Source organism: Halobacteriovorax sp. (assembly GCF_048381875.1).
Taxonomy (GTDB): domain Bacteria; phylum Bdellovibrionota; class Bacteriovoracia; order Bacteriovoracales; family Bacteriovoracaceae; genus Halobacteriovorax_A; species Halobacteriovorax_A vibrionivorans.
In genome coordinates this window covers 327538-338830 of record NZ_JBLXBP010000003.1, presented here as the reverse complement: position 1 = coordinate 338830, position 11293 = coordinate 327538, and the positions used below count along the sequence as shown (strand labels likewise).

Genomic DNA, 11293 nt, shown 5'->3' with positions numbered 1-11293 from the left:
ATTCTAATTAAATTATTATTAAACAAGTGCGTCGCCGTCTCCACCACGAGAGATGAACGCTTTTCCTTGTTGTTCAAGTTCTTTACATTTATGTACGATTTCTGCTTGAGCTTTTTCAACATCTGAAAGTTTTGTTGGCCCAAGAGCATCAAGGTCTTCTTGTAGAAGAGTTGCTGCACGATTTGACATATTTCTAAATAGCTTTGAACGTATTTCTTCTGGTGCAGTTTTAAGTGCAATAACAAGTTTTTGTTGATCAACTTCTTTAAGAAGCGCCTGTATACCACGATCATCAACGTAGACAAGGTCTTCGAAAACGAACATAAGCTTACGAATCTCTTCAGCAAGTTCTGGATCTTTTTCTTCAACTCGTCCCATGATATTCTTCTCAGAATTCTTATCCATAAGGTTAAGCATATCTGCGATCGGCTCAACACCACCAAGTTGATTTGTATCAATTGTTCCAAGAGTAGAAAGTTCTGTCTTAAGAACATCATCAAGTTGAGCAATAAGCTCAGGAGAAACGAAGTCTAGGTTTGCAACCCTTAATACAACCTCGGCCTGTAGACCTTCTGGTAGACGTCTTAGAACATCAACCTTTCTCTCGGCCGATAAGTGAGCGATAATAAGAGCAATCGTTTGCGGATGCTCATTAATTAGGAAGTTTGCAAGTGTTCTTGTATCAACTAGCTCAAGAGATTCAAGAGTTTGATTTGCACCAACATCAATAATCTGTCCAAGTAGTTGCTTTGCTCTATCTTCACCAAGAGCATTTACGATAAAGTCACGAGAAGAGTTATCAGAGAATAGTAGATCATTTTCTTCATTAAGTTCTGAGTAGAATTCCTCTAGAACTCTCTTGATCATCCAAATAGGAGCTTTCTTAACATTAGACATTGCATTGATAAGACGCTTTACATCGTTATCACGCATATGTGAGAAAATTAGTTGTGTTGTACTTACACCAAGAGAACTAAGCAGAAGTGCTGCTTTGTCTTGTCCTGATAGTAGCGAGTACTCTACATCTGGGTCTAATGATTGATCGGCCACTTTTCTCTCCTCTTCCTTAAAGGGCTCTTTTCCTATTAATTAACATCATACTAAGCAATCGACTTATCCGATTCCTGTGCATGAATCATATCATGTACAATCTGTGCTGCTTTTCCAGGATTAGTCTCAACAAGTGAGATAATCTTTTCACGTAGCATATTTCCTTCAATCTTCTCAGGATTGAGCTTTTCTTCAATTTGTGGAAGAGCATCCTCAAGTCCTGGAAGTTTTTGGTTCGCTTGAACCTTCTCTAATTCTTCAAGAGTTCTTGGTAAGAAGTCCTCTACTGTTTCAACTGCGTTATCTGTAACCCACTGAATAAATGGTCTAACAACAACGAAGAAGAAAAGAGAGATCGTTAAACCAATTGCAAGATACTTAAAGATATTCTTGATTAGCTCTCTGTTTTCACGCTCACGCATTAAAGCATCAATTGCTTCAAGATCTTCTTGTTGGAACTCCATATTCTTAATCGTAATCACATCTCCACGACGATCATCGATACCTAGAGTTGAAGCAACGATTGCTTGAAAGTTTGCAATATCTGCTTCTGACCACGGCTCATACTTTGTAACAGTCTTACCATCAACAGTTTGTGTAACTCTCTTTCCATCTAGCATAACTGCAGCTGAAATTTTTCTAACACTTGCTGTTGGCGATTTGGAACGCGTTACCTTCTTAGGTACATTGTAATTACGTGTCGCTAACTCTTTTTTCACGTCATTTCTTGTTTCAGGAACACCTGGTTGAGGCTGTTCACCTGGAAGGTTTGATCTCGCTCCAGGAATCCCCTGTGGAGAAGGACGAGAACCTTGTAAATTCTGTGTATTTGTTACTTCAGAAAGAACGGCCTTATTTTCAGAATCATAACTTGTTTGTGTTGATACGCTTTCAGTAAAATCCATATCAACAGACACTTTAGCGATAACCTTACCGGCACCAACTACTTTTGTTAAGATATCCTCAATTTGGGCTTCATACTTTCTATTAAGTTTTGACTCAAGAGCAAGACGATTTGCTGTATTTGCCGTCATTGCATCTCCGATATTCTCAGATAGCTTCTTTCCTCTATGGTCAAGGATTACAACACCAGTCGGTCTCATCCCTTCAACAGATGAAGCGACAAGAGAAGAGATCCCCTTGATTTCTTGTTCCGTCAGAGTAACACCACGATTTAATTCAAGTACAACAGAGGCACTTGGTGGTTTCTTCTCAGATACAAATGGTGATGATTCTGGAATATTTAAGTGAACACGAGCTCTTTTAACACCTCTAAGGTGCTTAATTGTTTTAATAAGCTCACCTTCTAGTGCTCTTTGCTTATTAACTTTTTGAACAAATGAAGTTGTACCAAACGATTGGTTATCAAAGACTTCGTAACCAACTGTACCAGAGAATGAAAAACCAGAAGTCATCATTTTTAGACGAACAGTTTCGATCATATCCTCAGGAATACTAACCGTTCTTCCATCTGCTGATGTTTTCTTTTCTACATTATTTTGACTTAAGAAGACCTCAACCTTTGTCATATCCTCTTTATTTAAGTCTGAATAAAGTACCTTATAATTTGTATGTGTGGCCCAAAGGACAACACCTAGTAGGAAGACTAGAATAACTCCAGTTACAGCAAAGAGAGAGATCTTCTTTCCTGCATCGAGCTCACCATAGAACTCTTTGAAGTTTCTTAGCATTTTGTCGAAAAAATCTTTCACGTATCCTCCTGACACCTGAAGCTCTTAATTCATCCTAAATTAAGAGATCATTAACTAGTTATCAACTAGACTTGCATTCTCATTACTTCTTTATATGCATCAATTACTTTACTTCGAACTTGATTCATCGTCTTAAAAGCAATTTCAGCTTTCTCTACGGCCAGCATCGTTTCGTGGATATTCTTACTTTCACCACTAACTAATTTCTCAATTGCCGTATTAGCTTCTTTTTGTAGTTTATTTACATCCATGATTTGATTAGCAAGAAGTTCAGAAAAACTCTGACTTTTTTCAGAAGGAGCAACCTTTGCAATTTCATCAAATCCTTCTAGCTTAAAATCTCCACCTGGCTTCTCTGCTCCACCAGCTGGGTTTGTCCAATCACGCATTTTCTGTGAGTTAAAGACGTCATTCATTGTTGTTATATTATTGATCGCCATGGTTTAACCCCTATTCCTAGTTTCCACTACCAATTTCAAGCGCTTTCATCGCCATACTCTTAGTTGTATTCATTACATTAATATTAGCTTCATAACTTCTTGAAGCTGAAATCATATCTGCCATCTCTTCCATCACATTGATATTCGGATAGGCAACATACCCTTGCTCATTAGCATCTGGGTGATTTGGTTCATACTTTAAAATTGGAGGTCTATCACTTGAGATAACCTCTGTTGCATGAACTGCTTGGGCCTGCTCTTCAAGCTCACCCTCTAGTACATCTGAAAAGCTATCGCGTGCAGGCTCACTACCAAAAGCAACTTCCTTCTTACGATATGGGCCACCTTCAGCAGTTCTAGTCGTTTGAGCATTAGCAATATTTGAAGAAATCGCGGCCATGCGCTTCTTATTTGCAGCAACTCCTGATGAACTAATTTTTAGGCTGGTTAATAAATCCATTTATTCCCCCTACTTCTCAGAGTTAATTGTATATTTCAGCATCCCAAGTTTCTTATTAAGTAACTTTACAGATGCATCGTATAAGATTTTATTTTCGGCCATTTTGGCCATTTCAGCGTCTCTGTCGACAGTATTTCCATCTTCAGAGACGATTCCATTTGGATCTTCATAAATTTCAGGTTGAAGATTATCAAACCCACCATTGCCAACGTCAAAGTGTTTCTCGTCAGAGGTCAACATCTCAAGATTCCCATCAACGTCTAAAGCTCTTTGTAGTGCTTCTTCGAAGTCTACACGTTTTGCTTTATAACCTGGTGTATCCGCGTTAGCGATATTTGAAGTTAAGATCTCATGTCGGATCTGTCTTAAATTCAAAGAAGATGCTAATGCTTTTAATGTTTTGTCCTCAACCCTCATGAATCACCTTATCTTAAGTTAACAAAGTATGAGTTACCATCACCACGGTACTCATTGATTTTATTTCTAAGAGTTCTAATTGAAACACCTAGAATCTTTGCAGCTTGTGTTCTGTTTTCTGAAGTATGAATAAGTGCCTTCTTGATAAGTAACTTTTCAGCTTCTTTAAGAGACATTAATCTGATTCCTTCTGAATCGTCTTCAGAGATAACATTAACTGCTTTCTTCTCACCGATTTCTAAATGCTCAGCTGAAACTTCATCACCTTCAAAGTTTGCAAGAGCATTTTCAAGAACTGCTTTAAGTTCTTTAACATTATGAGTCCAGTAGTGAGAAAGAATCTTATTCATTGCTTCTTCTTGAACTGAAACTTCTTGACCATCAAGAGTCGTCTTAATAATGTTTCTTGCGATATACTCAAGATCACCAACTCTTTCTCTTAGTGGAGTTAGAGTGATTGAGTTAGACGAGATGAATGTATAAAGACCACGGTAGAAACGTCCTGCTCCTACTAGCTTTGATAAATTCTTAGTTGTTGTTGCAACCATTCTTACGTCAATTTCGTAATCTTGTAATTCACCTAGAATTTTGTGTAATTTCTTTTGAAATGTATCTTCAAGACCATCTACGTTTACTAGAACTACTGTTCCACCATTAGCATTTTCAAATGCACCTTTGATAAAACGTCCAGTTTCTGGATCTCTGTAACCTAAGATTTCATTTTCTACTTGGTTTGACTCATTTGAACAATCAACTGTTACAAATGGCTTACCTTGTCTTGTCGAGTTTTCGTGAATGAAACCCGCTAGAGTCTTCTTTCCAACACCTGCCTCACCTACAATAAGCACTGGTGCTTTTGTAACAGCAACATTGTTTGCAACTTTTAAAGCTTTAACAATTTTAGGATCCTGTCCAAAAAGTTCTGCTGTAAACGTATTCATTTGACCTCCTGTCTGTCATGCCCGATCCGTGGGCAAAAATTAAAGTGTACGTTTCTTTAAATTAATAAGTGTTAATTCACTTCTAACTAATTCTTTTAAATATTCCTTCGCATCTTTGTCATTTAAGATCTCATTTAAAAGCTTCTCACCAAGTGTGAAGTTGTTCTTCTTTAGGCTTTCCTTTCCTAATAAGAACTTTACGCGATTCTTATATAATGACTTATCGAACTCTGTAAGAAAGCTTTCTGCTTCTGCTGTTGCCCACTTACTATTCTTATTAAATAAAATTTCAACTCTTTGATAATTAACCTGCTCTCTTAGACCTTTTGCAACGCTTTCCGGAACATGAAATTCACTAGCATCTTTAAGAAGGGCCTGTGAAACCTTTAGGTACTTATCATACTTCTTGCTTTCATAGATTGATTCAAGATAGAACTCGATTGAGTCGATTAAGTCTTTTGCATCAATAGTGTTCGCATTTGCACCGCTTGCATAAAACTTTTCATATTCTTTTTCTGCCTTTGCATACTCACCCTTTTTGTAGTGAGCTAGGGCCTTATAGAAAGTGATTTTTTCAAAGTTTGGATATGATTTTTGAGTACTAGCAATTATACGATCAACAGATGCATAATTTTTTAACTTCAAATTTCTTAGGATTTGTAATTCGTTCTTGTATAAGTCCAATTTCTTAACTTCCTTGCGTGGAACCCATAGTGGAAATGTGTGAGCAGTTTCCTTTTTGCTCGCTAACATTTTCTCATACATTTTTTGAAATCCATCCCAGAGTGTAAGATTTATATACGATTTTGCGATAATAAATTGTATTTCTGGATCAGCACCTATCTTTTTGAAATATGTATTCTTATAGATCTCCCAAGCACGGATTGCACGAGCAAATTTTCCCTCAGCAAAGTTTGATTTAATGATCCCGTACACAATTTCGGCACCATCTGCTTCAAATACTTTCTTTTCACTAATCTTCATTGCTGCAACTGGAAGAGCTGTAAGAAATGTCAGAGCTTCCTCATACTTGCCGTCAACGATGTAGCTACGAAGACGTGTTTGCCATAAGAGCCTCTCTAAGTTAGCGTTAAGCTTCTTATCTGTTCCCTTATCTAGGAATACTCTCGTTTCATTATCCTGTTCACTTCTCTTGTTCTTTCTAATTGTACGAAGACCAACATAGCGAATACGGGCCTCAAGACTAACATCTTGATTCTGTGCTCGATTAATTGCATTCTTGTAAAGCTCAAGGACTTCATTTTTTGGGCGGTCCTGAAGGTCTGCAATCAAGGCCATACGTAACCTTGCCTGTGCTGACTCGCTCATGAATGAATATTTAGAGATAAACGTGTCATAAATTCTAAATGCTTTACTATAATTTGCTTGTCTAAAGTATGCTTCAGCAGCGTTGTAGTAAATAGAACCTAAGTACTCTCCCTTAGTAGACTGTTCAAATGATTCAAAAGCCTCAATGGCCTTTTCTTCATCATTTTGTCTTAGGTATGTATAAATCTCATAAGCCTTAAGCTTTTGTTTAGAGATTATCTTAATTAGAGTTTTGTCATTAATAAGGTTTTTTACTTTATCAACTTGGTTTAAATTGGCCAAAGAAGCTAAGATGAACTCACCCATATACTCAAGTTCTTCATAGTCAAAGTTTTCTTTTGCATCACTAAAGAAGCGCTTAGCGTATTTTAAAGCCTTTACGTAATCTTTTCTTTCACGATAGAAAGTAACAAGATACTTATAAAGACCTTTTCTCATTTCATAATTATCAGTACGATCGACAATATTCGTATACATTGAAACAGCTGTATCAACAGGCTTTAGATCACCTTTTTCTAAAGTTTCACGTAATAGAGCATTTGCCTTCATATAATCATTGTAGGCATTGTAATTATTTGGAAACTTCTTCTCGTAAAGCTTAATTGATTTATACATCAATCCCCATTTTGCTTTTCTGTACAAGTTCAAAGTAAGTTGCATATGGGCCTGAGAATCATTTTTTTCATAATCAAAGTTCTTGATTGGAAAGAAGTATTCTGCAGTTTTTCTATCGAGTCTAATTTGATTTTTTAACTTTGGAGCTAAAGGCTCATAATTCCAAATGAAAGAAGCTCCGTATCTGAAGTCTTTATATTCTTTTTCTTTCTTAGGGGCCTTCTTAACAATTTTCTTTCTTACTTTCTTCTTAGGCTTTTTCTTTACCTGTGTTGAAGCCTTCTTAACGAACTTTGGTGTCGATAACTTCGCTTCATTAGTATCTCTTTTTACTAGTTTAGGAAGTGTCTTTATGGCAGCTTGTTTATTACTAACTTGGCCATCTTTCCAAAAGTCTACGTAGTAAGCACGATCACGATTTTTATAAAAAGAGAAAACTTCAACATTCTTCTTTAAAGAGAGAGTAATTGTAAAAACATTATTTCCAGAAGTTGGCTCTGTGTAAGAAACTCTCTTTATATACTTAGAAGAAGAAAAGTTCTTAAGCCCTTCTCTTACTTGCGTATAGACATCTCCATCAAGAGTTGAAAACGATACTTCAGTACTAGACTTAGTTACGTTTACAAGCGTCTTATCTAGAAAGAACTTAACTCTTAGAAAATCATTATGAATTTCAGGTGTAACAACATTTGCGGAAGCTGTACTAAGGATAGCAACACTAAAAAAGAGTGCTATAAAAGATAAGAAATTTTTGAAATTAAAATCTTTCTTCATGATGGTAGAAACTTCCTGTTTCAAATTTAATAACGTCAATTATTTGGCAATTTCTTCTTCCTGAAGCATGCCCTAACCTATTTTACTATATTTTGAGTTATTTCAAAGGAAAATTTTTCTCATGGGACAATTTTTCCGTGTCAAAGTAATGTCATGACAGATAATCAGTGATTTAAAAAGCCGACTATGAAAGTCGGCTAAAGTATTGGTGTCAATTTGGCATTGAAACAATGTGATTTATTGTTGAATTGAAAAATCTAAATTTCGCTTCTTCATTTTTTCGATTAATGTCGTTCGATTCATCTGAAGAAGTTTAGATGCTTGATTCTTATTCCCATTAGTCTTTGTAAGGGCCTGACGAATTAAGGACTCTTCTACTTCACTCATGAAGTCTTTAAGATTAAGTCCATTATCAGGAAGATTAACAAGATCTTCTGTATCTATTGCACTACGGTTTGTTAATGCAAGGATCTTAGGAGGTAAGTCTTGTGGACGTATTTTATTTCCACCTCTTAAGATTACTAAACGCTCAATAAGGTTTTCTAGCTCTCTTACGTTTCCTGGCCATTCATAAGACATAAGAATTTCAAATGTCTCATCATCGAGCTCAATATCATTTCTCCCATCTGCACTTACAAAGCGAGATAAGAAATAAGAAATTAATAATGGGATATCTTCTCTTCTATCTTTAAGAGCTGGAATCTTTATAGGAATTACATTTAAACGGTAATAAAGGTCTTCTCTGAAGTTACCTTGCTGTACAGAATCTTCAAGGTCTCTGTGTGTCGCTGTAATAATACGAACGTCCACAGGAGTCGTTACAGTAGATCCAACACGTTCAATTTCTCTTTGTTGTAAAACTCTTAATAATTTAACTTGTAAAAGGAGTGGCATATCTCCAATTTCATCTAAGAAAATTGAGCCTTCATTGGCCGCTTCAAAACGTCCCATTCGACTTGAAACTGCACCTGTAAATGCTCCCTTTTCGTGGCCAAATAACTCACTTTCAAGAAGCTCACCAGGAATGGCCCCACAATTAACGTTAACAATCTTCTTAGACTGGCGTTTAGAGCATTGGTGAATGGCCCGTGCAACAAGCTCCTTCCCAGTACCAGAAGGACCACCAATTAAGACAGTAGAGTTTGAGGCTGCAACCTTCTTAATACGCTCAAAGATCTTTTGCATAGGTTTAGAGCGTCCAATCATACCGCAGAAAACATCTTCTTCAGTTGGCATCTCTAACTTATAGCGTTTACCTAGCGATCGTTTTTCATTCTTTTGCTGAATATTATTACTAACCTCAAGGCTTTCACGATACTCAAGCTTATTCATCAGTGCCTTCACAACAAGATCCTTAAGATCTTCTAGTTCAAATGGCTTTGTTAAATAATGAAATACACCCTTCTTAGTTGCAGCAATGGCCGTTTCAATAGAAGCGAAGCCTGTCATTGCAATTGATGCAAATGTCAGTCCTCTCTCCTTGAGAAGGTCTATCAGATATAAACCATCTGAAGAACTATCTTCAAAACTTATATCCGTAATCAAGCAGAAACGATTTACAGAGTTTACTGTAATATGCTCTATTGCTGAATTTGGAGAGCTGAAGCTAAAGACTTCAAGATTGATTTTTTTACTAAGATATTTTGTAATCATCGCAGAGAGAGTTTGATCATCCTCTACGACAATAATGACCGGTTTTAGTGATTGGTCGATTTTTACTTCATTTGCTGACTCTTCGTTCGTGAATGTATCAGTCAAAAAATTAAAATCATTTTTCATGTGTTGTTGCCTCTCATCTTGAGCGGTTAAAAATTGTCCCAACAAAATGGTATCGAACAATCTGTAGACGTGTCAATTTTTTAACACCACAACATTTCTGCCACACAAAGGTTAAGTACTTAATTTTATTGATTTTTGTATCTAAAAGTTTCTTACAGTCCGTGAATAAGTTCTAAAAAGTAGTGGACTATTTTATCAGGACCTCCTGCCATAACCCAAAGAAAGAGAAAGAATGTTGAGATAGCTGAGAGTATAGCAAAGAATAGCGGCGGAATAGTATAGCCTCTTAGCCAGTAGTAATAGGCAAAACGGCCACCTATGATCATAATAGGTATCGACCAAAATGGTGTATATCGTAATGTGAACATGAGGAATTCATTCATAGGATAAGTATAATCGCATTTGAAAAAAAAGAAAGGCTCCTTTCGGAGCCTTCTATACTATAAGCAAAGTGCTTTAAATTTTTCGACATAAGATAATTCTTCCCAAGGGACATCCTGCGGCAAAAGTGCCCCAAAGGGCAGTTTTGAAGCTGAGATGGATGTGACTCGAGAAAGCTAGCCTAGCGAAGCGATGGCGCGGCTTTCGGTTAAAGGCAAAGAGCTTTTAACTTCTCCACATAGCTTAATTCTTCCCAAGGAAAGAAACCATCTTTACTTCTACCAAAGTGCCCGTAAGCAGCAGTTGGAGAATAGATTGGTCTTAGAAGATCAAGTCTTTCGATAATCGCCGCTGGCTTCATATCAAAAATTTGATTAACAGCATTGTTAATCTTAGCAACATCAACTTTTTCTGTACCAAAAGTATCTACTAGAAGTGACATTGGCTCAGCTACACCAATTGCATATGCAACTTGTACAAGAGCTCTCTCAGCAAGACCTGCAGCAACGATATGCTTTGCAATTTGTCTTGTTGCGTATGCCGCTGAACGGTCAACTTTTGTTGGATCTTTACCAGAGAATGCTCCACCACCGTGTGCACCGTGACCACCGTATGTATCAACGATAATCTTTCTACCTGTTAGACCACAGTCACCCATTGGCCCACCAATAACAAATTTACCAGTTGGGTTGATGAAATATTTTGTGTTGTTATCAACAAGTGATGCTGGAACAACTTTATTAACAACTTCTTCTCTAACTGCTTCTTGAACTTGTGCAAGAGTCATTTTGTCAGAGTGTTGAGTTGAAACAACAATTGCATCAATACGAGAAAGTTTTCCATCTTCATACTGAGCAGAAACTTGTGTCTTACCGTCAGCTCTTAGTTCACCAAGAGTACCATCTTTTCTAACTTCAGAAAGTCTCTGAGCAAGTTTGTGAGATAGATCAATAGTCATTGGCATGAAGTTATCTGTTTCATCACATGCGTAACCAAACATTAGACCTTGGTCACCTGCACCAAGCTCAGTATAAGTTCCTTCACCTTCGTTTACACCTTGAGCGATATCTGGTGACTGCTTATCAAGAGCAACCATTACACCACAAGTGTTAGCGTCAAAACCTTTATCTGAGTGATCATAACCAATCTCTCTAATTTTATTTCTTACTGTTTCTTGAAAGTCTACATTTGCTTTAGAAGTAATTTCTCCAGCAAGTACGACTAGTCCAGTTGTAACCATAGTCTCACATGCAACACGTGATTTTGGATCTTGTTCTAACATTGCGTCTAGAACAGCATCACTAACTTGGTCAGCAATTTTATCAGGGTGCCCTTCTGTTACTGATTCAGAAGTAAATGTAAAATCCTTTAGCATCCTCATCTCCTAGCTATAAA

Annotated in this window: 10 protein-coding genes; all 10 read right to left on the bottom strand. The window is 36.9% G+C overall.

Annotated elements, in window-relative coordinates:
* Positions 1–18 precede the first annotated feature (18 nt).
* Entirely contained in the window at positions 19–1050 is a 1032-nt protein-coding gene (gene fliG / locus ACN5L8_RS10085) for a flagellar motor switch protein FliG (protein ID WP_114705581.1), read from the bottom strand.
* A gap of 50 nt (positions 1051–1100) precedes the next feature.
* A complete protein-coding gene (gene fliF, locus ACN5L8_RS10080) occupies positions 1101–2762 on the bottom strand; it encodes a flagellar basal-body MS-ring/collar protein FliF (RefSeq protein ID WP_114705582.1) in 1662 nt (553 codons plus the stop codon).
* 65 nt (positions 2763–2827) lie between these two features.
* On the bottom strand, positions 2828–3202 hold the full coding sequence (gene fliE / locus ACN5L8_RS10075; RefSeq protein WP_199506601.1) for a flagellar hook-basal body complex protein FliE: 375 nt from the start codon (positions 3200–3202) through the stop codon (positions 2828–2830).
* A 16-nt stretch (positions 3203–3218) separates the two neighbouring features.
* Positions 3219–3662 (bottom strand): flagellar basal body rod protein FlgC, encoded by a 444-nt coding sequence (gene flgC / locus ACN5L8_RS10070; protein WP_114705583.1) that lies wholly within the window; start codon positions 3660–3662, stop codon positions 3219–3221.
* Positions 3663–3671: 9 nt separating this feature from the next.
* The gene (gene flgB / locus ACN5L8_RS10065) at positions 3672–4079 is read right to left on the bottom strand and encodes a flagellar basal body rod protein FlgB (protein WP_114705584.1); all 408 of its coding nucleotides are present in this window, start codon (positions 4077–4079) and stop codon (positions 3672–3674) included.
* 8 nt (positions 4080–4087) lie between these two features.
* Complete coding sequence (locus ACN5L8_RS10060; RefSeq protein ID WP_114705585.1) at positions 4088–5020, bottom strand: sigma-54-dependent transcriptional regulator; 933 nt, start codon at positions 5018–5020, stop codon at positions 4088–4090.
* A gap of 39 nt (positions 5021–5059) precedes the next feature.
* Positions 5060–7738, bottom strand: a complete 2679-nt coding sequence (locus ACN5L8_RS10055) for a tetratricopeptide repeat protein (RefSeq protein ID WP_419172960.1) — start codon at positions 7736–7738, stop codon at positions 5060–5062.
* A 237-nt stretch (positions 7739–7975) separates the two neighbouring features.
* Positions 7976–9496, bottom strand: coding sequence for a sigma-54-dependent transcriptional regulator (locus ACN5L8_RS10050; RefSeq protein ID WP_419172959.1), 1521 nt, complete (start codon positions 9494–9496; stop codon positions 7976–7978).
* 173 nt (positions 9497–9669) lie between these two features.
* On the bottom strand, positions 9670–9900 hold the full coding sequence (locus tag ACN5L8_RS10045; RefSeq protein WP_419172958.1) for a hypothetical protein: 231 nt from the start codon (positions 9898–9900) through the stop codon (positions 9670–9672).
* 206 nt (positions 9901–10106) lie between these two features.
* The gene (gene metK, locus ACN5L8_RS10040) at positions 10107–11273 is read right to left on the bottom strand and encodes a methionine adenosyltransferase (protein WP_120405376.1); all 1167 of its coding nucleotides are present in this window, start codon (positions 11271–11273) and stop codon (positions 10107–10109) included.
* Positions 11274–11293: the final 20 nt, after the last annotated feature.

What these genes read in the sequence shown, in the direction of transcription:
- flgC (WP_114705583.1), bottom strand. Translation starts at nt 3,662, where the DNA reads ATGGATTTATTAACCAGCCTAAAAATTAGTTCATCAGGAGTTGCTGCA.
- ACN5L8_RS10060 (WP_114705585.1), bottom strand. Translation starts at nt 5,020, where the DNA reads ATGAATACGTTTACAGCAGAACTTTTTGGACAGGATCCTAAAATTGTT.
- metK (WP_120405376.1), bottom strand. Translation starts at nt 11,273, where the DNA reads ATGCTAAAGGATTTTACATTTACTTCTGAATCAGTAACAGAAGGGCAC.
- ACN5L8_RS10045 (WP_419172958.1), bottom strand. Translation starts at nt 9,900, where the DNA reads ATGAATGAATTCCTCATGTTCACATTACGATATACACCATTTTGGTCG.
- fliE (WP_199506601.1), bottom strand. Translation starts at nt 3,202, where the DNA reads ATGGCGATCAATAATATAACAACAATGAATGACGTCTTTAACTCACAG.
- ACN5L8_RS10055 (WP_419172960.1), bottom strand. Translation starts at nt 7,738, where the DNA reads ATGAAGAAAGATTTTAATTTCAAAAATTTCTTATCTTTTATAGCACTC.
- flgB (WP_114705584.1), bottom strand. Translation starts at nt 4,079, where the DNA reads ATGAGGGTTGAGGACAAAACATTAAAAGCATTAGCATCTTCTTTGAAT.